This window comes from Methylobacterium sp. J-088, from assembly GCF_022829295.1.
Classification (GTDB): Bacteria; Pseudomonadota; Alphaproteobacteria; order Rhizobiales; family Beijerinckiaceae; genus Methylobacterium.
Genome location: NZ_JAKSYH010000232.1, coordinates 76382 through 97572, shown reverse-complemented (window position 1 = coordinate 97572; position 21191 = coordinate 76382). Strand labels below are relative to the sequence as shown.

The window sequence follows — 21191 nt, the reverse complement described above, 5'->3', positions numbered from 1 at the left end:
CCGGCTTCGGCTTTGCTGAAACTCGGCTGCGGTGCTTGTCCGGTCACAGGTTTTCACCGCAAAACCGGCGGCCACGTTTGCGGGACTCGCTCAGGATCGGTGCCCGGCGGCAGCCAGCGCCTCGATCTGGTCGCAGGCGTCGGCGATCGCGTTGCGCCCCCCCGCCATCCGCGCCCGGGCAGCCGCCGTGGCGCGCGCGACCGTGGGATCGGCGAGCAATCGTCTCAGGACCCGCGCCGCGCGGGCAGGCCGGAACGCGCGACGGTTGAGCGTCGCGCCGAGGTTCCTATCCTTGAGTCGCCGGCCCTCGTCGAAATGGTCGAACGCCACCGGGACCACGAGCTGCGGAATGCCCGCGGCCAACGCCTGCGCCACTGTCCCGACGCCGCCGTGATGGACCAAAGCGGCGCTGCGCGGCAGCAGCGTACTCAGCGGCGCGTAGGACAGGTGAATGAGCCCCGCCGGCAGGGGCTTCGGGATCTGCCCGCCCTGAGGCGCGAGCAGGACGCCGCGCCGGCCCATGCGCCGGCAGACCTGCACGGCGGTGTCGAAGAAGGGTGCACCCTGGCGCATGGCCGAGCCGTAGGTGAAGACGACCGGCGGCTCGCCCGCCGCCAGGAAAGCGTCGAGTTCCGGCGGCATGGCCGGCACGTCGCCGAACCGGTCGACCAGCGGGAAGCCGAGCTGCACCGCTTGGGCCGGCCAGTCGGGCTGCGGCGCGGCATACCAATCGGGGAACATCAGGAGCATGCGCGAGGGGCTGTTCCACCAGTGCCGCAGCCGGTTGACCGGATCGAGGCCGAGGCGCGCGCGGAGCGCATTCAGCGGCGGCAGCGTGAACGGGCCGACCGCGACGGCATCGACGCCGAGATTGACATAGGCCCGCAACGACGCCGGCAGGATGCGCGGCAGCGGCAGGCCGGGCAGCCGGGGCGGGTCGAACCGGCTCTCGATCAAGAATGGCATCACGTGCAGCGTGGCGGTTGGGAGTGCGTAGAGATCCTGGGCGAGCCGCGCGCCCCAGCCGAGGGGCGAGGCGACCACCCGCAGGTCGATTCCACGCGCTCGGGTCGCCCCGAGCCACAGGCAGGTGGCCTCCGCGACCTGCAGGGCGAAGTCGAACATCGGCCGGAAGCCCTGCTGCGGGTGCCAGAGATCCGGCTGGCGTATCACCGCCTCGTAATCGGCCACGGTGCCGAGTGGTTCGAAGGCGAGACCGGCCCGGCGGGCCATCGCTTCGAACGGCGCCGGCGCCGCCAGCGAGACGCCATGGCCGCGCTTGGTCAGCTCGTAACCCAGAGCGATGAACGGCAACACGTCGCCGTGAGTGCCGACGGCCACAAGGGCGACGTCGCATCGCTCGGCCGTCTGGTGCGCGGTAATGGCGTGCTCCTTCGAACCCCCGTTCAGAAGACGAGCGTGTTCTCGGCGCGGGGCATGCCAGCCTGTCCGATCCGTATCAAGATACTTTTTACCATAACTATAGGCGCTAGCAGACGTGTTACTCAGCGGCCTTTCATTTAGAACAAAACATGAACATAATGCATCGGGAACACGGAGACGCGACGATGCTGAAGGGATTGGTCCTGATCGGAATGCTGGAGTTCATGGCCTTCGGAATGCTATTCGCGGCAGTCGCAGCTTGGGCGATAGCGTTGGCACCGGTGCGTTAGCCCACGGCTGCCTTTTTCCGTCCGGTTCCTATCGCGACCGGGTTATGCACAGGCGATCCACCCTTCGGCGTCGATTGTCCACAGGGGAGGCCCGAACTGGTGCTTCCGGGGCACGACCGGTGGATATCGTTCGGAGCAGGCTGCGGGTCCGTCGACTTGGAAAGGCCGAGCGGGGATGCTGTGCGTCCCCGGAACAAGGTCGGTCATGCCACGACAGCTCAAGGAGGTCGGATTCGTCCACCTCCACGTCCATTCGTCGTACTCCCTGCTCGAAGGCGCGCTGAAGGTCGGTTCCCTGATCAAGGCTGCGGTCGCCGACCGGCAGCCGGCTCTGGCGCTCACCGACACCAACAACCTGTTCGGGGCTCTCGAATTCTCCGAGAAGGCGGCGGGCGAAGGCGTTCAGCCGATTGCGGGCGTGCAACTCTCGGTCGCCTTCGAGGCGGCGGATCCGCATCAGCGGAACGCACCGACGAGCCACGGCGTCGTGCTGCTCGCCCAGGACGAGACCGGCTACGCCAACCTGCTGCGGCTTGCGAGCCATGCCTATTTCGACACGGCGCTCGGTGAATCGCCCCGCCTGGATGCCGCGGCTCTTGTCGGCGGCTCGGACGGGCTGATCGCGCTCACCGGTGGTCCCTCCGGCCCCCTCGACACAGCCTTCCGAGCCGGCCGGCCCGAGCTGGCGCTCGCCCGCCTGAAGCGCCTGAAGGAGGCGTTCGGGGAGGATCGGCTCTATGTCGAACTTCAGCGCCACGGCCAGCCCGAGGAGGGACGGATCGAGACTGCGCTCCTCGAACTCGCCGGCCGCCACGGCCTCGGGATCGTTGCGACGAACGAGCCCTACTTCGCCAAGCCCGACGATTACGACGCCCACGACGCGCTGCTCGCCATCGCGGAGGGCCGCATCGTCTCGGACGACCGCCGCCGCCGGGTGACGCCGAGCCACGCCTTCAAGACCCGGGCCGAGATGGGCGAGCTGTTCCGCGACCTGCCGGACGCGCTGCAGGCCAGCGTCGAGATCGCCATGCGCTGCGCCGTCCGGGCACGGACCCGCAAGCCGATCCTGCCGAATTTCTCGAAGGTCGCGGCGGGCGAGACACCGCCGATGGCGGAGGCTCTCGCGGAGGCGGCGGAAACGGGCGTGCAGACGATTTCGGCCGACGAGCCGACCGAGCTGCGCCGGCAGGCCGAGGCCGGGCTGGAATTGCGCCTGAAGCAGCACGGCACCGCGCCGGGCTTCTCGGAAGACGATTACCGCAAGCGCCTCGCCTTCGAGCTCGATGTCATCGTCTCGATGAAGTTCCCGGGCTATTTCCTGATCGTTTCGGACTTCATCAAGTGGGCCAAGGACCACGACATCCCGGTGGGTCCGGGCCGCGGCTCCGGCGCCGGCTCGCTGGTGGCGTGGTCGCTGCTGATCACCGACCTCGACCCGCTGCGCTTCGGCCTGCTGTTCGAGCGCTTCCTCAACCCCGAGCGCGTCTCGATGCCGGATTTCGATATCGACTTCTGCGTCGAGGGTCGCGAGCGGGTGATCAAGTACGTGCAGCAGCGCTACGGCGAGGGGCAGGTCGGGCAGATCATCACCTTCGGTACGTTGCTCGCCCGCGGCGTGCTGCGGGATGTCGGCCGCGTGCTGGAAATGCCCTACGGGCAGGTCGACAAGCTGACCAAGCTCGTGCCGCAGAACCCCGCCAACCCCGTGACGCTGGCCCAGGCGATCGAGGGGGAGCCGAAGCTCCAGCAGGCCATGGAGGAGGAGCCGGTCGTCGGCCGGCTGATCGACATCTCCAAGAAGCTCGAGGGCCTGCACCGCCACGCCTCGACCCACGCGGCCGGTGTGGTGATCGGCGACCGCCCGCTGGAGGAATTGGTCCCGCTCTACCGCGATCCGAAGACCGGTATGCGGGTGACCCAGTTCAACATGAAATGGGTCGAGCAGGCCGGCCTGGTGAAGTTCGACTTTCTGGGTCTCAAGACCCTCACCATGCTGCGGTGCTGCACCGATCTGCTGAAGAAGCGCGGCATCGAGATCGATTTGGCCGCCTTGCCGCTCGATGACAAAGAAACTTATGGGCCGATGGGCCGGGGCGAGACGGTCGGCGTGTTCCAGGTGGAATCCGCCGGCATGCGCAAGGCGCTCTGCGAGATGCAGGCCGACCGGCTGGAGGACATCATCGCCCTGGTGGCGCTCTACCGGCCGGGCCCGATGGCCAACATCCCGGTCTATTGCGAGCGCAAGCTCGGCCGTGACGCCGGCAACGAGGCGTCCTGGTATCCGGATCCCAAGCTGGAGCCGATGCTGAAGGAGACCTTCGGCATCATCGTCTACCAGGAACAGGTGATGGAGATCGCCAAGGTTCTGGCGGGCTACTCGCTGGGCGAGGCCGACATGCTCCGGCGCGCCATGGGTAAAAAGATCCGCGCGGAGATGGACGCGCAGCGCGACCGGTTCCTGAAGGGCTGCACCGAGCGCGGGCTGAACAAGGCCAAGGCCAACGAGATCTTCGACCTGCTCGCCAAGTTCGCCGATTACGGCTTCAACAAGAGCCACGCGGCGGCCTACGCGCTACTGACCTACCAGACCGCCTATCTGAAGGCGAACCATCCAGTCGAGTTCCTGGCCGCCGCCATGACGCTCGACATCGACAACACCGACAAGCTCGCCGAATTCCGTCAGGACGCGCAGCGCTTGAAGATCGTGGTCGAGCCGCCCTCGATCAACACCTCCGGCGAGGTGTTCGAGGTGCGCGACGGTCGGATCTACTACGCGCTCGCCGCCATCAAGGGCGTCGGCCGCGAGGCGGTGCGGGCGCTGGTGGAGGCGCGCGGCGACCGGCCGTTCAAGGACCTCGCCTGCTTGGCCCGCCGGTTGAACCCGCGGATGATCAACAAGCGCACCCTGGAGAGCCTCGTCCAGGCCGGGGCGCTGGACTGCATCGAGCCCGACCGGGCGCGCGCCTTCGCGGCGGTGGAGCCGATGATGAAGCTCGCCGCCAGCGCGGCGGAGGCCGAGACCGCCGGCGTCACCGACATGTTCGGCGGCGTGGTGGCGGACGATGTCTCGCTCCGGATCCCGCCCCACGAGATCTGGCCAATGGCCGACACGTTGAAGCGCGAATACGCGGCGATCGGGTTCTTCATCTCGGGCCATCCGCTCGACGAGTATGGCAACCTGCTCGACAAGCTGCGGGTGCAGAGTTGGACGGATTTCTGCCGCGCCGTGCGGGCCGGGACGTCGAGCGTCGGCCGGGTGGCAGCCTCGGTGCTCGACCGAGCGGAGCGGCGGACCAAGACCGGCAACAAGATGGGCATCGTCACCCTGTCGGACCGGACCGCGCATTTCGAGGCGATCATCTTCTCCGAGGGCCTCGGCCAGTACCGCGACATCCTGGAGCCCGGCCGCCCGCTGGTGCTGCAACTCCAGGCGAACCTGGAAGGCGAGGACGTGCGCGCCCGGATCCTCACCGCGGAGCCCCTCGACCAGGCGGTTGCGCGCCACCAGAAGGGGATCCGCATCCACCTGAGCGACCCGCGCGGGGTCGCGCCGGTGCAGCAGCGGCTGTCGATGCGCGGCGAGAGCGAGGTCTCGCTGATCCTCAAGCTCGACGGCGGCGAGCGCGAGGTGGAAATCCGGCTGCCCGGAAAATTCCAGGCGAGCCCGGCGCTGGCCGGCCAGCTCCGGACCGTGCCGGGGGTGGTGCAGGTGGAGGTGAGTTGAGGGGCTGCCTAAACCGGGTGGTACCCGTCAACGCGACCGCCTTTCTGGCACCACCCACGTACCCATCGGCACCCGCGCGTACAGGTCGATGATGTCTTGGTTCAGGAAGCGCACGCAGCCCAAGGACACCAGCGTGCCGATCGTGTACGGCTCCGTGGTGCCGTGCAGGCGGTAGAGCGTGTCGCGCCCGTCGCGGTAGAGGTAGAGCGTCCGCGGCCCGAGCGGCTTGCAGGCGCCACCCGGCACGCCGCAGACCCCGGGTTCAAATGCCTGACGGTCAGGCGCGGGCCCAGTCCGGCAGCCACGCGCCGTGGGCGTCCGTCAACTGGTCGACGAGGCTCCAGATCTGGTCGAGGTCGAGTTCGGCCGCGGTGTGGGGATCCATCATCGCGGCGTGATAAATGTGCTGGCGGTTTTCTGTCATCAGCGCCTTCACGGTCAGTTCCTGCACGTTGATGTTGGTGCGGATCAGCGCCGTGAGCTGGACCGGGAGCGCCCCGACATGGGTCGGCTGGATGCCGTTGGCGTCCACGAGGCAGGGCACCTCGACCGCGCAGGAATCGGGCAGCGAGGTGATGCAACCGTCGTTGCGCAGGTTGCCGTAGATTACCGCAGGCTCGCCGGCCCAGACCGCGTTCATGATCGACGAAGCGTATTCGTGGCTCGGCTTCACCGCGATCGTGCCGTCACCGGTGAGGTCCTTCGACTGCTCCTTCCACTGGGCGATCTGCTCGATGCAGCGCTTCGGGTACTCGTCCAGCGGGATGCCGTATGTCTCGATCAGGTCCTCGCGCCCGTTCTTGATGAACCACGGCGTGTATTCGGCGAAATGCTCCGAACTCTCGGTAACGAAGTAGCCGAGCCGCGCGAACATCTCGTAGCGCACTGTGTTCGGGCAGCGGGGATTCCAGCTCGACGGTTTCGGGATGCGACCGGCGCGGTAGCCGTCGAGAAGATCGGGATACAAGTCGCGGAAGGAGCCGTCCGGCATCCGGCGCTCGAACTTCAGATAGAACGCCATGTGGTTGATCCCCGCCGTGCGGTAGCGCAATTCGGCGACGGGGATGTCGAGGTCGCGCGCCAGCTCCTCGGCGGTGTGCTGCACCGAGTGGCACAGGCCGACCTGCCGGATCTGCGGGAATTTTTCCGTGATTGCCCAGGTGTTGATCGCCATCGGGTTGACGTACTGTAGCAGGATCGCCTCGGGGCAGACCTCCACCATGTCGGCGCAGATCGCCCAGAGCTGCGGCACCGTGCGCAGGCCCCGCATGATTCCGCCGACGCCGAGCGTATCGGCGATGGTCTGGCGCAGGCCGAACCGCTTCGGGATCTCGAAGTCGGTGACCGTGCAGGGCTCGTAGCCGCCGATCTGGAACGCCACGACGACGAAATCCGCGCCCGCTAACGAGGCGCGCCGGTCGCCATAGGTCTCGATCGTGGCGCGGGCGTCGAGGGCGCGCACCAGCTTGCCGGCGACGATCGCGCTCTCCGCGAGTCGTTCGGCGTCGATATCCATCAGGGCGATGATCGCGTCCTTGAAGGCCGGGCGATGCAGCACATCGCCGATGATGTTCTTCATGAAGACGGTCGAGCCGGCTCCGATGAACGTAATCTTGGGGCGTCGCATGGGAGTCTTTCAGGCCTCGGTCGGAGGAGGGGAGGGACAGGCGCCTCCCTCAGGGGGGGCGATGCCCATCGCGCGCAGCCAGACGGTGCGCGTGACATCCGCCGAATGCCGGGAGTTCACATCCACCGGCCGCCGCGCGTCATGGTCGAGGCCGATGGTGTTCGCCGCATGCATCAAGGTCCCGCCGGTCGGACCGATCGCACCCGCGCGGAACCTGGGCGGGCGGTGGAACAGCAGGAAGCCGAGACGAGCGGGGACGACGGCGAGGAGGCCGGTGAAAGCCTCCCTTTGCCGCCGCTGCGTCTGCGAATCGGATCGCGTCGTCCCCACCATGCCAACCACCCCCCAGAGGTTCGCACTGACACGTGCCAACAGGTGCCGCGACGCTTACTAACACGTGTCAGTTAGAAATCATCACACGTAGCTGACGTTGTCAACGGGCTGTCCGTGTCCTAAGTCGCGTTCCGGTCGGACCGAAGGATCCGCGGTGGGCCGATCGGAGGCCATGGCCTCCCCGAGCCGGTCAGCGGAGGCGACGGATGCCGACGAAACGCGTCACCAGCCACGATGTGGCGCGCCAGGCCGGCGTCTCACGGGCGACCGTTTCCCTCGTCCTCAACCGCTCCGAGAGCGTCGTCATCGCGAAGGAGACGCGGGAGCGGGTGCTGCGGGCGGCGGGCGAACTCGGCTACAAGCCGAACTCGGCCGCGCGCATGCTGGTCAGCGGCCAGAGCGAGACGATCGGCCTGATCGTATCCGATCCCTCCATTCTCTTGGTGGACCAGTTCGTCACCCAGGTGCTCTACGGGGTGGAGACGGCCAATCGGCAGCTCGGACTGCATGTGCTCGTGGCGGGGCTAGAGAGCGACGGTCCGGGAAGCACCTACGACGATCTCGTGGAATCGCGGCGGATCGACGGATTGATCGTGCTCAATCCAAAGGCCGGGGACGCAGCGCTTATTTCCCTGATCGAGAAGGATTTTCCGCTCGTCCTCGTCGGTTCCGTCCGTCACCCGCGCGAAGTGGCGGTGACCTTCGCAACACGCCCCGCGCTGATGAAGGCGGTGGATCACGTGGTGGGCCTCGGCCACCGGCGCGTCGGCGCCATCACATTCTCGCCGCGCAGCTTCATCGCCACCGAAGCGCGCCTGGCCGCGCTGGAGGCCGGCCTGCGCGCCCATGGGCTGGCGCTGGATGCGGACGCGATCGAGATCGGGGATTTCAGTCCGGAGAGCGGTCACTGCGCCGGCCTCGCGCTGCTGAGCCGGCGTCCGGACGTGACCGCGATCTTCGCCGGCAACGACACGATCGCGATCGGCGTGCTCAGCGCAGCGCATGCCCTCGGCCGCACTGTGCCCCAGGATCTGTCCCTGGTCGGCTTCGACGACCTGCCCTTCGCCCCCTGGCTGACGCCCGCGCTCACGACCATCCGCACAGATGGCGTGCACCAGGGTCAGATCGCGACGCAGATGCTGTTCGAGCGGCTGAACGGCCGCAGCCCGGCCGTCCCACGGGTCCGGCTGGAACCGGATTTCATCGTCCGCGCTTCGACGGGGTCCGCCAAGCCCTGATCACCGCTTTGGCGGACTCACAAACCTCGGATGGCCGTCCCGCACGACGCCGAGCTGTCAGAACGGCGCCGCGAGGCACCCGCCCAGGGCACCCTTCAGCGCGGCGGCGTCGCTCTCCGAAGGCGCGAAGGTCGCCGTCAAGGCCGGGTCGCCGGAACGCGGGCTCGCCTGGGTCCACGTGAGCTTGGCCTCGGGTTGCGTAAGCGCCAGCGCGATTCCGCGCAGCGGATCCTCGCCGCGGCGGGCCCCGGTCACCGTCAGGGCGAAGCCCGCATCTGCGCCGGTCGCCGCGCCCTGGGCCGGCATGCGCACGGAACGCACGCTGCCGGCGCCGGACACCAGGATCCCGGTGAGCGGCGTTTCGCTGCCGGAGCCTTCGAGCCCGGCGAAATCGAAGCGCGGCGCCAACTCGGCGAAGCGCGGCACGGTCAGAGCCGCCGACAAGCCGGTGCCACCCGGATCGCAGGCGACGTGCAGGGTCACCGACCTCTGTTCCGTCCCTAGGTCGGCGGCACCGGTGAGGTCCACGCTGCCTCCCGGTGCCCGGCTGACGCCGTTCAGCAGGGGGGTCCGCCCGGTGTGGATGTCGGACAGCCTCTCGCCGCGGCGCAACGGTCCCGCGAGGAGGGCCACGGCCGCGATGATCACGATCGCCAAGCCCACGCCGATCCGAAGCCGCATCCTGTCCTCGCCTGTGGAGATCTCAGGCCGGCGGCATAGCGCATCGCCCCGGAAACCGGAACCGGACCGTTCTGCTAGGACCCTGATCCGCTTCGCGTTTTGCCCGATGGTCGACGCCGCCTTTTGGTCTGCGGCTTCTGACGACCGAGCCCAGGCCGCAACGTTCTGTTCACCATGATGGCGCGAACTGCGCGGCATCGGCATCCGCGTGCGTTGCGGCAACTCCGTAAAAACCGATCGATCCTATGCACCGATGCTCAAGCTTGAGCCTCATGAATGCGTACGAAGATCCTGCTCGTTCTGACGCTGTTGGTCTACGTCACCACCGGCCGCGCCCCCGGCATCCGGGAGCCGCGCAACCCGGATGCGGAGCATGCGGGCGGTCGGGTCGCCCTCGTGATGAAGCGCGCCTGGGCCTGAGCCTCACGCCGCAGGGACGCCTGCCCTGAGCCGCGCAGCCACCAGCGCCTGCAGGCTCCAGAGGTGCCGGTCTCGGATGCCGAGGCGCTCGCAGGCTTCCACGGTCCGGAACAGGTACTCGGCGCTCGGCCCCTTATGGCCGCAGGCAACCGCGATCTTTTCGGCGATCTCGGGATCCGGCAGGCGGCCGGCGTAACGGTCGCTGGCGCGGTTCGCCAGGAACGTCAGGGCCGAGACGGTCCCTGCCGCGGTGGCGACCGGCAGCCAGCGGGCGACGTAGCCCCGGCCGCGCATCTCCCGGCGCCAGACCGGCATCAGCGCCTCGCGGATCTCCGAATTGGGCAGGCGGAACACGATGCCCCGGCACAGGCCGCCGCGGTCGAGCGCCAGGACGACGCCCGGCCGCTCCGGTGTCCCGCGGAAGCGCCGCTGCAGCAGGCAGAAGCGGCGGTGGAAGCCGCGGACCGTCCCGATCCGGCGCTCGGCCACCGGGAATTCCGGATTCCACATCAGCGAGCCATAGGCGAACACCCAGACTGCACTGCCCTCGCAGCCGGCGACGATCGCGTCCAGGCCTGGCCCCAGCTCCGCATCCGAAAGCACCGCGAGGGCGCTCGGGTCGTCGGGCACCGGGACGGAATGGGCGCGGGCGATCAGATCGAGGCTGAGGTCGAGGGTGCGGGAATCCCGGGACGGCATCGCCCTCAACGCGGCAGCCTCAGCGCTTGTTGCCTCGGGTGTCGAGTTCGGGGAAGGGGCGGGTGCGGTGCCCGGTGCAGACCTCGTCGTCGTCGAGCACCGTGAGCCGGTCGTCCGCGTAGCGCAACACCACCTTCGGCTTCTCGGGCTTGCCGAAGGTCCGGCCGTACATGTGACCCGACACGCAATAGATCACCCGGCCGCCATCCTCGATCGGCCCGGCGATGCGACTGCCCTCGAACCGGACCGGCAGCAGCGAGACCGAACCGAAATCGACCTGCTTGAGCGCCAGGGCAGCGATCCGCTGGAGGAGGGCCGGGGAGGGCGCGTCCTCCACGGCGGCCGACTTGCGCGCGGCAGCCTGCGCCCCGGCGGCGGTAAGGAGAAACACGATGGCGAGGGCGGCACGAAGCGGCATCGGCGACTGCTATCCGGCCAAGGCTGCCCCAGGCTGGACAGCGCGCGGGCAGCGCCGGACGTCGCGAAGGCCTATATGCGGGGATCCCGCACCCCGCGCCCCTCCCAACCCCCGACGCGACCTTCGATGCAATGGACCGACGACGCCCTGGTGCTCGGCCTGCGCCGGCACGGGGAGAGCAGCGTCATCCTTGAGGCGATGACCGAGACTCACGGGCGCCACCTCGGCCTCGTGCATGGCGGACGTTCGCGCCGGATGCAGCCGGTGCTTCAGCCCGGCAACCGCGTCCGTCTGACGTGGCGCGCGCGCCTCGAAGAGGGCCTTGGCGCCTTCGCGGTGGAGCCCCTCGACTCGCAGGTCTCACGGCTGATCGGATCGAGCCTTGCCCTCTACGGCATCGGCCACCTGGCGGCTTTGCTGCGGCTGCTCCCGGAGCGCGACCCGCATCCGGAGCTCTACGAGGCGGCGGGGATCCTCGTGGAGCACCTTGACGATCCCGCTATCGCCCCGCCCCTGATGGTGCGCTTCGAGCTGGCGATCCTATCGGAACTCGGCTTCGGCCTCGATCTCACCGCCTGCGCGGCCACCGGCGGCAACGACGCCCTAGCGTACGTCTCGCCGAAGAGCGGCCGGGCGGTCAGCGCCTCGGCGGGCGAGCCGTTTCGCGACCGCCTGCTGGTGCTCCCGACCTTCCTGCACGCAGGCGGTTCCCCCGGCCCGGACGGCGTTGCACAAGGGTTCACCTTGACGGGATACTTCCTAGACCGGCACGTCTGGGGTCCGCGCGGTCTTGCAGCCCCCGAAGAGCGGACGCGATTCGTTGCGCTCGGCCGCGAGGCCGGCTAGTGTTCGTGTTCTGTTCCAAATTTTCGCGGCCTTCGATTCGGGTTGTCGGCGCTGTTGCGCGGCCCCCGGCTGACGGGCCGCGGTGAAGACGTTGAATTGAGGAGCCGTCATGGGCCAGCCCTTCGAGCCGCCGTCCGGCGACGGGATCGAGAGCGTGGAGCTGAAATCCGCGCTGGAAGAGCGCTACCTCGCCTACGCGCTCTCAACGATCATGCACCGGGCCCTGCCGGATGCCCGCGACGGGTTGAAGCCCGTGCATCGGCGCATCCTGTACGGCATGCGGCTGCTCCGCCTCGACCCCAACACCGCGCATAAGAAGTGCGCCAAGATCGTTGGCGACGTGATGGGCGACTTCCACCCGCACGGCGACCAGGCGATCTACGACGCCCTGGTGCGGCTCTCCCAGGACTTTGCCCAGCGCTACCCGCTGGTCGACGGCCAGGGCAATTTCGGCAACATCGATGGCGATGGCCCGGCCGCCTACCGCTACACCGAGGCGCGGCTCACCGAGGTCGCGCGCCTCCTGCTCGATGGTATCGACGAGGACACGGTCGACTTCCGCCCCTCCTACAATGGCGAGAAGGACGAGCCGATCGTCCTACCGGCGGCCTTCCCGAACCTCCTGGCCAACGGCAGCCAGGGCATCGCGGTCGGCATGGCGACCTCGATCCCGCCGCACAACGCCGCCGAGCTGTGCGACGCGGCGCTCTACCTGATCAATCACCCCGAGGCGACCTCGGCGCATCTCGCCAAGTTCGTGCAGGGGCCGGACTTCCCGACCGGCGGCATCCTGGTCGATTCGGCGGAATCGATCGCCGAAGCGTACCGCACCGGCCGCGGCGCCTTCCGGGTCCGCGCCCGCTGGGCCAAGGAGGATCTCGGCCGCGGCACGTGGAACATCGTCGTCACCGAGATTCCCTACGGCATCCCGAAGGGCCGGCTGATCGAAAAGATGGCCGAGCTGCTGCAGGAGAAGAAGCTGCCGCTGCTCGCCGACGTGCGCGATGAATCGGCCGAAGACGTGCGCGTCGTGCTGGAGCCGCGCTCGCGCACCGTGGACCCGGTGATTCTGATGGAATCGCTGTTCCGGCTGACCGAGTTGGAGGCGCGGATCCCGCTCAACCTGAACGTGCTGGTCGGCGGTCTCGTGCCGAAGGTGATCGGGCTTACCGAATGTCTGCGGGAATGGGTCGATCACCGCCGCGTGGTGCTGCAGCGCCGCTCGCGCTACCGCCTCGGGCAGATCGACCGGCGCCTGGAGATCCTGGGCGGATTGCTGATCGTCTATCTCGACCTCGACGAGGTGATCCGCATCATCCGCGAGGAGGACGAGCCGAAGCCCGCCCTGATGGCCCGGTTCGAACTCACCGAGATCCAGGCCAATGCGATCCTCGACACCCGCCTGCGGTCCCTGCGCAAGCTGGAGGAGATGGAGCTGAAGCGCGAACTGGATGCCCTCACCGCCGAGAAGGCCGAGATCGACGCCCTGCTCGCCTCCGAGCCGGCGCAGTGGAAGGCGATCCAGGCGCAGATCCGCGCCGTGAAGAAGACCTTTGGCCCCGAGACCAAGCTGGGGAAGCGCCGAACGACGCTGGCGAGCCCGCCCGATGTCGGCGGCATCGACTTCACCGCGGCCCTGGTCGAGCGCGAGCCGATCACCGTGATCGTCTCGAACAAGGGCTGGATCCGGGCGCTCAAGGGCCACGTCGCCGACCTGTCGGGCGTGGCCTTCAAGGGCGACGATACCTTGAAGATCGCCTTCCCGACCGAGACGACCCAGAAGATCCTGCTGCTTGCCACCAACGGCAAGGTGTTCACCCTGGAGGCCTCGAAGCTACCGGGCGGGCGCGGCTTCGGCGATCCGGTGCGGCTGATGGCCGACCTCGACGACGGCACCGAGATCGTGGCGGCCCTGCCCTACCGGCCGGAGACCAAGTTGCTGATCGCGGGCTCGGACGGGCGCGGCTTCGTGGCGCCGTCAGACGCGCTCGTCGCTAACACCCGCAAGGGCAAGAGCGTGCTGGGCCTCGATGGCGACGCTACCGCGGCCGTGCTGGTGCCGGCGGATGGCGACCACGTGGCGGTGGTCAACACGGAAAAGCTGCTCCTGATCTTCCCGGTTTCCGAGGTGGCCGAACTCGCCCGCGGCAAGGGCGTCCGGCTCCAGCGCTGCCGCAGCGGCGGGCTGATTGACGCGCACGTGTTCAAGCTGGCGGATGGTCTGCCCTGGCAGGACGGCTCGGCCGAAGGTCGCCTCGCCAACGCGACGGTGCTGGAGAAGTGGCTCGGTCACCGGGCGGAGGTGGGCCTGATGATGGCGCGCAGCTTCCCGAAGTTCGAGCGGTTCGGGCGGTGAGAGAGGGCGGGCGCGTTCCAGTTCGCCCCCCTCGTCTGAGGTGCCGGAGCATGGCGGAGGCCTCGAAAGAGGCCTCCAGCGAGCACCGCGGCTCCTGAAGCCATCCTTCGGGACGGCTCTGCCGCAGCTCAGAAAGAGGGCGCGATTGGGCGTGGTTTCCGCGGTGCGGAGGCCCCTGTCCTCAATGCGCCCGCTGGGCGAGCCAGAGCGCACCGAAGGCGAGCACGCCGCCGCCGATCGGAACCGCGAGCAGGAGGAGAAGCTGGGCTGTCGTCATGGCCGGAGGTTCCGCAATGCGTACCTCACGGCCCAATGCATGGCGCCACTCATGATCCAGCAAACCACCATGGCGATGAGCACGGGCGCGAAGTGCGGACGATCCGAAAGGGCGGTCGAGACGAACGGCGCGAAACCGCCGACGGCGAAGATCGCGACAGCGAGGCCGTTGACGTAGGTCGCCGAGAACGTGATCCGCTCGTTCGCCACGAGCGTGTCGCGCGCTTCGCTCTCCGCTTCCGACATCGAACCAGAGCCCCCGGCCGGCCGCAAGCTTAGCCGATACCGGCGACGCGGACTATGAGCCTGCCGGCCGCCTCACCACCCCTTCACGGTCGCCTCGTCGGCCGCCCAGAGGTGCTGTGCCGCGTAGGCCCGAAACGGGCGCCACGCCTCCGCCCGGGCCAGGAGCTCCGCCGGACTCGGCCGCCCGGTGCCGGTCTCCAGCGCCCGCAACAGCCCGACATCGCCCACCGGCAGGGCGTCGGGCAGCTTGAGCGCCCGCATGGCGATATACTGCGCCGTCCAGGGACCGATCCCGCGGATCGCCGTGAAGCGGAGCACCGCGGCCTCCAGGGACTCGGCCGGGGCGAACAGGTCCGGGTCGGCCAGCGCCGCCGCGGCCAGCGCCCGGATCGCCGCGCCACGGGCCCGCGGCATGTTGAGCGCCAGGGCGACATCCGCCTCGACCAGGTCCGCCGGCGCGGGAAAGACGTGGGTCAGGCCGCCCATCGGCTCCGCGAGCGGTGTGCCGAACGCCGCCACCAACTTGCCGGCGAGCCCAGTCGCGGCCGCCACCGACACCTGCTGGCCGAGGATCGCCCGACAGCCGGTCTCGAAAGGGTCCCACGCCCCCGGCAGGCGCAATCCCGGCCGCGCGGCGACGAGCGGGGCCAGGACCGGATCCCCGGCGAGGCAGGTCGCGATGGCGCCGGGATCGGCGTCGCAGTCGAACAGGTGGCGCAGGCGCCCGCCGACAGATTCTGCGTGCCCGGCCTCGACGCCGCGCAGCGCGACGTGCAGGCCCTCCTCGCCGGGCGCCACCCTCAGGAGCCCGTGCCGCCCCGCGACGCTGATCGTGCGCGCGTAGGCCGCCGCGGGATCCGTCGTCTCGACGCCCGGGATCACCCGCTTGGCCAGGAACGCGCGGATCGCCGCCCAGTAGTAGGGCGGTCGATAGGACAGGCGGAGCGCGTTCGCCTCTGCAAATACGAAGGGCGGCCTCTCGGCCGCCCCGCTGGTTGCGTCCCGCGACAGGTCCCGCCTCAGCTGCGCTGATCGACCGCCACGTAGTCGCGCTGGGCCGGACCCACGTAGAGCTGGCGCGGGCGGCCGATCTTCTGCGACGGATCCTCGATCATCTCGGCCCACTGGGCGATCCAGCCGACCGTGCGGGCCACCGCGAACAGCACCGTGAACATGTCGGTCGGGAAGCCCATCGCCTTGAGGGTGATGCCGGAGTAGAAATCGATGTTCGGGTAGAGCTTCTTCTCGATGAAGTACTCGTCCTTGAGTGCGATCTGCTCCAGCTCCAGGGCGACGTGGAGCAGCGGATCGTCGGTCTTGCCGAGCTCCTTCAGCACCTGATGGGTGGTGCTCTGCATGATCCGGGCGCGCGGATCATAGTTCTTGTAGACCCGGTGGCCGAAGCCCATCAGCCGGAACGGGTCGTTCTTGTCCTTGGCCTTGGCAACGTACTTGCCGACGTTCTCCGGCGTGCCGATCTCCATCAGCATCTTGAGCGCGGCCTCGTTGGCACCGCCATGGGCCGGCCCCCACAGGCAGGCGACGCCGGCCGCGATACAGGCGAACGGGTTGGCACCCGAGGAGCCGGCAAGCCGCACCGTCGAGGTCGAGGCGTTCTGCTCGTGGTCGGCATGCAGGATGAAAATCTTGTCGAGCGCCTTGGCGAAGACCGGGTTGACCTCGTACTCTTCACACGGAACTGCGTAACACATCCGCAGGAAGTTCGAGGTGTAGTCGAGGTCGTTTTTCGGATACACGAAGGGCTGGCCGATCGAGTACTTGTAGGCCATCGCGGCGAGCGTCGGCATCTTGGCGATCATGCGGATCGACGCGATCAGCCGCTGGCTCTCGTCCGTAATGTCGGTCGAGTCGTGGTAGAAGGCCGAGAGGGCGCCGACCGAGGCCACCATCACGGCCATCGGGTGCGCGTCGCGGCGGAAGCCGGTGAAGAACCGGTTCATCTGGTCGTGCACCATGGTGTGGCGCGTGACCCGATACTCGAAATCGGCCCGCTGGCCGGCGGTCGGCAGGGCGCCGAACAGCATCAGGTAGCAGGTCTCGAGGAAGTCGCCCTTCTCGGCGAGCTGCTCGATCGGGTAGCCGCGGTAGAGCAGCACGCCCTCGTCGCCGTCGATGTAGGTGATCTTTGATTCGCAGCTCGCCGTCGAGGTGAAGCCCGGATCGAAGGTGAAGGCGCCGGTCTGGGCGTAGAGCTTGCCGATATCGATGACGTCCGGCCCGATCGTGCCGGTTTTCACCGGCAATTCGATCGACTTGCCATCCACGGTGATGGTGCTGGGTGCGCTCATGGATCGTGGACCCTTCTCTGGCGACGTGGCGGATGCCGGACCCGGGCTGTGCCGAATCGGCCCCGGGGGCCTCAAGCACACCGCGTTATGCTGCGGGTGCTCACTGGCATGGGTTACCCAAACGGCACTGCAGCAGCAACGGGGTCGGTGACAACCCAACCCCGACGCCAAGCGAATTCGTCAAACGAATCGCACCATGCGAAATCCAGGCCGTAGCCCGCGGTTCCCGGCCGGCGTCAGTCCTGCGGCGCCTGATCGCCGAGGCGAGCCAGGGTCTCGTCCCGACCGAGCACCGCCATCACGTCGAACAGGGGCGGGGAGGTGGTGCGGCCGGTGAGCGCCGCCCGCAGGGGCTGGGCCACCTGACCGAGCTTGCAGCCCGCTTCCTCCGCGTACTGGCGCACCGCGCCCTCGGTCGAGGCCGCGCTCCACGCGGGGAGCGCCTCCAAGGCCGGCTTCACGCCAGCGAGGCGCGCACGGCCCTCATCGGAGAGAAGCGCGCGGGCCTTGTCGTCGAGCCCCAACGGGCGCTGGGCGTAGAGGTAGTAGGCGCTGTCGAGGAGTTCGATCAGGGTCTTGGCCCGCTCCTTCAGCCCCGGCATGGCCAGGGTGAGCTTGTCCTTGAGATCCGGTGGCAGCGGCGCCGACAGGCCGCGCTCGGGCCCGACCTGCGGCAGGATCGTCTCGATCGCCGCGACGAGGTCGGCATCGGCGCTGCCGCGGATGTAGAGGCCGTTGAGGTTGGCGAGCTTGGCGAAGTCGAACCGGGCCGCGGAACGCCCCACCGAGCCGAGATCGAAGGCCGCGATCATCTCCTCGGTGGAGAACACCTCCTGGTCGCCATGGCTCCAGCCGAGCCGCACGAGGTAGTTGCGGAGCGCCGCCGGCAGGTAGCCGAGGTCGCGATAGGCCTCGACGCCGAGCGCCCCGTGGCGTTTCGAGAGCTTGGCCCCGTCCGCCCCGTGGATCAGCGGGATATGGGCCATCTTGGGGATGTCCCAGCCGAGCGCCGAGAAGATCTGGGCCTGGCGGGCGGCATTGGTGAGGTGGTCGTCGCCGCGGATCACCTGGGTGACGCCCATGTCGTGGTCGTCGACCACCACGGCGAGCATGTAAGTCGGGTTTCCGTCCGAGCGCAGCAGGACGAGATCGTCGAGATCCTTGTTGGCCCAGGTCACCCGACCCTGGACGGCGTCCTCCACCACGGTCTCACCCTCGGCGGGCGCGCGCAGACGGATCACCGGCTTGACACCGGCGGGCGCGTCGGACGGATCGCGGTCGCGCCAGCGGCCGTCGTAGCGCGGGGCCCGCCCCTCGGCGCGGGCACTGTCCCGCATCTGCGTGAGTTCCTCGGCGGTGGCGTAGCAATGATAGGCGCGCCCCGCGGCCAGCAACTCCTCGGCCACGGCGCGATGGCGCTCGGCGCGGGCGAACTGGAACACCACGTCGCCGTCCCAGTCGAGGCCCAGCCAAGTGAGCCCGTCGAGAATCGCGTCGATCGCGCCCTTGGTCGAGCGCTCCCGATCGGTGTCCTCGATGCGCAGCAGCATCCGGCCGCCCGTGTGGCGGGCATAGAGCCAGTTGAACAGCGCCGTGCGAGCCCCGCCGATATGCAGGTAGCCGGTGGGCGAGGGGGCGAAGCGCGTGACGACGGCTGAGGACATCGGTCCGGTATGTTCGGGGGCGAGGCGGGAAGCGCGAGACGGTGAGCGCGACACGGGCAGGCTCGAAAGGGCGCCCGTAGCACGAAGCGGCGCCTGTAGCACGGGGCCGCGGATGCGTTAAGAATCGCCCGGGGAATCGCCCGGCCGCCGACGACAGGTCGCGCGGATCGAGGCAGGGGCAATGCGGCGGATCGGCGCGAGGCTGACGGGGGGCGCCCTTGTGCTCGCCGCCCCGCGTGCGCCCGCGCTTCCGGCTTTCCGGCATTGGGTGGCCGAGGGCCTTGCCCAGGAGGCCGAGCAGCGCCGCCTGTTCCCCTGGCTGGCGGTCGCCTTCGGGGCCGGGATCCTGCTGTATTTCGGGGTCGCGGACGGTACGCCCGTCCTGGCTGCCCCGCTGATCGGGGCCGCACTGGCACTCGCGCCTGTGCCGTTCCTGGGGGCGCGGCCGGTGGCGATGGCGCTGGCGCTCGCCGCGGGGTTCGCGTTCCTCGGCTTCGCGGCGGCGACCTGGCGTGTCGCGCAGGTGGCCGCGCCGATCCTGACACGGACCACGATCGGGCCGCTCACCGGGACGATCGAGGCACTCGACGAGCGCGAGGTCGGCGCCCGGCTGGTGATCCGGGTGGACAGCTTTGCCGGGCTCGGCCCGGAGGTGCGGCCGGCCCGGGTGCGCGTCTCGTTCCGCAAGACGCCGATCCCGCGGCCGGGCGAAACCATCGCGGCGACTGCGCGCCTCCTGCCGCCTCCGGAGGCGGCCCGGCCCGGCGGCTACGACTTCGCCCGGGACGCGTATTTTCAGGGGATCGGCGCGGTTGGCTCGCTCGTCGGCGCCGTCAAAATCCGAGCCCCCACGGAACCGCCGCCCCTGCGCCTGCGTCTCGCCGCGATGTTGGACGAGGCCCGCAACGTCCTGACCCGCCGGATCGCCGAGGCCGAGGGCGGCCAGGCGGGGGCGGTGGCGGCCGCCCTGGTGACCGGCAAGCGTGGGCTGATTGGCCCGGCCAGCAACGATGCCCTGCGCGCCGCCGGCATCTACCACGTGGTCTCATAGGTGCGGGCTTGCCGGCATTCTTCCGGCACCCGTCCGTCGCCGAGAAACTCGGCCCGCCTCCGTTTGCCGGGGGACCATCGCGGGCTCGGCCCGCCTGCCGGCGCCAGGCATCGTCGCGATGCGCCGGCTACGCCCGCCATCGATCGGCGTCACGCCGCGGCAACTACCGGCAACTCATCCAGCCGCGTGGTGTAGCGAGGAGACCGCATCTCGAACTTGGTCGACCATTCGCACTGCGGGTGCATCGACTAACGGCGGGAAACGTTGCCTCAACGAAATCCATCCGACGCGGCGGAAAGGCGTGCGTCGCCCGTGAGCGGCCGGATGTGGGAACGGGAGGAAACGAGATGCCGAACCACATGTTCGACGACACCAACATCACGTGGCGGACGCTCGATTGGCTCCCCCACATCGCGTTCTTCGTCTAAAAGGTCGACGAGGAGAACCGCATCGTCGACGTCGTGTTCAAGTTCGCGGCGAACCAGAAGGTGATGCTGCACCGGCACAAGAGCCCCTACGTGACGCTCGTGATGCAGGGCGAGCTAAGGTTCTATCGACCGGATGGGACCCACAAGGAGACCCGCCCGACCGGCAGCTACGTATCCGGCATGGCGAACGGCGAACCGCACATGGAAGGCGGCGGCGACGAGGACGCCATCGTGTTCTTCAGCAACCGAAACATCGAGGACGCGCTCTACGAGTTCCTCGACGACGCGGGCAATCCCGTCCAGGTCCTCGGGATCGGGGACTTCAAGGCCCAGCTCGAAGAGCAGGTTGCGACGGGCACGTATGAGAAGGTCACCGCCAGGGCGGCGTGACCATTGCGAATGCGGAGATGCCGAAGGCATCCCCGCATCCTTCCTGATCCGCCGAACCACGCGAATGCGGAACTCGTCCGATCCAGGGCGTCAAAGGCGCGTGGTCAGGTTGGTCAGCCACGCTGGCGAGGCGTTGACCAGCGCGGTCTCGGCCGCCTTGTCGTACCCCGAGGCGATCATCAGGCCGGTGGCGACGAGGATCAGGCCGAGCGCCGCCTTCAGCCCCTTGCCCAGCCCCATCATACGGTCGCGCCAGCGCATCAGCACCTCGCGCGACAGCGTCCCGAGTAGCAGGAGCGGCAGGGCGGCTCCGAGGCCGAACAGGAGCATGGTCAGCGCAACGACGCCGAGGTCGCGACCCTGGGAGGCGAGCAGCGAGGCCGCACCGAGGGTTGGCCCGACGCACGGGCTCCATACCGCGCCGAGCAGCACCCCGACGCCGAACTGACCGAGCAGGCCGGCGGTGGAGAAGCCGCCGAAACGGCTTTCCGTCCAGTTGCTCACCGGACCGGCAGCCACGGCCAACCGAGTCTGGGCTGCCGGGACCATCAGGACCAGCCCGATCAGGATGAGCATGATGGCTGCGCCGGTCCGGAAGATGCCGGCGTCGAGGCCGATGGCGAAGCCGACGGTAGCCACGAACAGCCCGATCACTACGAACGACAGGGCGAGCCCGGCGGCGAGCGCCGCCGGGCCGAGCCTGTGCTCCGAGGCCGCCGCGCCGAGCACCAGCGGCAGCAGCGGCAGCACGCAGGGTGACAGCACCGAGAGGATGCCGGCGAGGAAGGCGAGGCCCAGGCTCGTGACCATGA

General features: G+C 68.9%; 17 protein-coding genes and 3 pseudogenes. 7 read left to right on the top strand and 13 right to left on the bottom strand.

Going from position 1 to position 21191, the window contains the following annotated elements:
* Positions 1-90 precede the first annotated feature (90 nt).
* A complete protein-coding gene (locus tag MKK63_RS25450) occupies positions 91-1341 on the bottom strand; it encodes a glycosyltransferase (RefSeq protein ID WP_244006607.1) in 1251 nt (416 codons plus the stop codon).
* Between the two features lie 537 nt (positions 1342-1878).
* Between MKK63_RS25450 and dnaE the strand changes: the two genes are divergently transcribed.
* On the top strand, positions 1879-5397 hold the full coding sequence (gene dnaE / locus MKK63_RS25445; protein ID WP_244006604.1) for a DNA polymerase III subunit alpha: 3519 nt from the start codon (positions 1879-1881) through the stop codon (positions 5395-5397).
* A gap of 27 nt (positions 5398-5424) precedes the next feature.
* On the opposite strand, the pseudogene MKK63_RS25440 reads toward dnaE, so the two are convergent.
* The 3 genes and pseudogenes from MKK63_RS25440 to MKK63_RS25430 all read right to left on the bottom strand — a co-directional run.
* Positions 5425-5649, bottom strand: a pseudogene (locus MKK63_RS25440) (L,D-transpeptidase); the annotation flags it as partial.
* A 25-nt stretch (positions 5650-5674) separates the two neighbouring features.
* Positions 5675-7024, bottom strand: coding sequence for an alpha-glucosidase/alpha-galactosidase (locus tag MKK63_RS25435; RefSeq protein ID WP_244006602.1), 1350 nt, complete (start codon positions 7022-7024; stop codon positions 5675-5677).
* A gap of 9 nt (positions 7025-7033) precedes the next feature.
* Complete coding sequence (locus MKK63_RS25430) at positions 7034-7357, bottom strand: hypothetical protein (RefSeq protein ID WP_244006600.1); 324 nt, start codon at positions 7355-7357, stop codon at positions 7034-7036.
* A 206-nt stretch (positions 7358-7563) separates the two neighbouring features.
* Here MKK63_RS25430 and MKK63_RS25425 point away from each other — a divergent pair, with 206 nt between their 5' ends.
* Positions 7564-8595, top strand: a complete 1032-nt coding sequence (locus MKK63_RS25425; protein ID WP_244006599.1) for a LacI family DNA-binding transcriptional regulator — start codon at positions 7564-7566, stop codon at positions 8593-8595.
* A gap of 57 nt (positions 8596-8652) precedes the next feature.
* Here the strand turns inward: MKK63_RS25425 and MKK63_RS25420 are convergent, their stop codons facing one another.
* On the bottom strand, positions 8653-9276 hold the full coding sequence (locus MKK63_RS25420) for a hypothetical protein (protein ID WP_244006598.1): 624 nt from the start codon (positions 9274-9276) through the stop codon (positions 8653-8655).
* Positions 9277-9552: 276 nt separating this feature from the next.
* On the opposite strand from MKK63_RS25420, the gene MKK63_RS25415 reads away from it, so the two are divergent.
* Positions 9553-9696, top strand: coding sequence for a hypothetical protein (locus MKK63_RS25415; RefSeq protein ID WP_243918813.1), 144 nt, complete (start codon positions 9553-9555; stop codon positions 9694-9696).
* A 3-nt stretch (positions 9697-9699) separates the two neighbouring features.
* Here the strand turns inward: MKK63_RS25415 and MKK63_RS25410 are convergent, their stop codons facing one another.
* Positions 9700-10395 carry a gamma-glutamylcyclotransferase gene (locus tag MKK63_RS25410; RefSeq protein ID WP_244006597.1) on the bottom strand — a complete coding sequence of 232 codons (696 nt, stop codon included), beginning with the start codon at positions 10393-10395 and terminating at the stop codon, positions 9700-9702.
* Positions 10396-10414: 19 nt separating this feature from the next.
* Positions 10415-10813 (bottom strand): hypothetical protein, encoded by a 399-nt coding sequence (locus MKK63_RS25405; RefSeq protein WP_244006596.1) that lies wholly within the window; start codon positions 10811-10813, stop codon positions 10415-10417.
* A gap of 126 nt (positions 10814-10939) precedes the next feature.
* Between MKK63_RS25405 and recO the strand changes: the two genes are divergently transcribed.
* Together recO and parC are read left to right on the top strand one after the other, a co-directional pair.
* Positions 10940-11659, top strand: coding sequence for a DNA repair protein RecO (recO, locus tag MKK63_RS25400; protein ID WP_244006594.1), 720 nt, complete (start codon positions 10940-10942; stop codon positions 11657-11659).
* A 109-nt stretch (positions 11660-11768) separates the two neighbouring features.
* On the top strand, positions 11769-14015 hold the full coding sequence (gene parC, locus MKK63_RS25395; RefSeq protein WP_244006592.1) for a DNA topoisomerase IV subunit A: 2247 nt from the start codon (positions 11769-11771) through the stop codon (positions 14013-14015).
* Positions 14016-14288: 273 nt separating this feature from the next.
* Here parC and MKK63_RS25390 read toward each other — a convergent pair whose 3' ends face one another.
* From MKK63_RS25390 to gltX, 4 genes are all read right to left on the bottom strand, one after another.
* Positions 14289-14537, bottom strand: coding sequence for an amino acid transporter protein (locus tag MKK63_RS25390; RefSeq protein WP_244006591.1), 249 nt, complete (start codon positions 14535-14537; stop codon positions 14289-14291).
* A gap of 72 nt (positions 14538-14609) precedes the next feature.
* Positions 14610-15476 (bottom strand): DNA-3-methyladenine glycosylase, encoded by an 867-nt coding sequence (locus tag MKK63_RS25385; protein WP_279574869.1) that lies wholly within the window; start codon positions 15474-15476, stop codon positions 14610-14612.
* An 80-nt stretch (positions 15477-15556) separates the two neighbouring features.
* Positions 15557-16846, bottom strand: a complete 1290-nt coding sequence (gltA, locus tag MKK63_RS25380; protein ID WP_244006590.1) for a citrate synthase — start codon at positions 16844-16846, stop codon at positions 15557-15559.
* A 236-nt stretch (positions 16847-17082) separates the two neighbouring features.
* Positions 17083-18510 carry a glutamate--tRNA ligase gene (gene gltX / locus MKK63_RS25375; RefSeq protein WP_244006589.1) on the bottom strand — a complete coding sequence of 476 codons (1428 nt, stop codon included), beginning with the start codon at positions 18508-18510 and terminating at the stop codon, positions 17083-17085.
* A 181-nt stretch (positions 18511-18691) separates the two neighbouring features.
* On the opposite strand from gltX, the pseudogene MKK63_RS25370 reads away from it, so the two are divergent.
* Positions 18692-19558, top strand: a pseudogene (locus MKK63_RS25370) (DUF4131 domain-containing protein); the annotation flags it as partial.
* Between the two features lie 152 nt (positions 19559-19710).
* On the opposite strand, the pseudogene MKK63_RS25365 reads toward MKK63_RS25370, so the two are convergent.
* Positions 19711-19800, bottom strand: a pseudogene (locus MKK63_RS25365) (DUF4113 domain-containing protein); the annotation flags it as partial.
* Positions 19801-20022: 222 nt separating this feature from the next.
* Between MKK63_RS25365 and MKK63_RS25360 the strand changes: the two are divergent.
* Positions 20023-20379 carry a regulator gene (locus MKK63_RS25360; RefSeq protein WP_313901800.1) on the top strand — a complete coding sequence of 119 codons (357 nt, stop codon included), beginning with the start codon at positions 20023-20025 and terminating at the stop codon, positions 20377-20379.
* A 90-nt stretch (positions 20380-20469) separates the two neighbouring features.
* Here MKK63_RS25360 and MKK63_RS25355 read toward each other — a convergent pair whose 3' ends face one another.
* On the bottom strand, positions 20470-21189 hold the full coding sequence (locus MKK63_RS25355; protein ID WP_244006588.1) for a cytochrome c biogenesis CcdA family protein: 720 nt from the start codon (positions 21187-21189) through the stop codon (positions 20470-20472).
* Between the last annotated feature and the right edge of the window lie 2 nt (positions 21190-21191).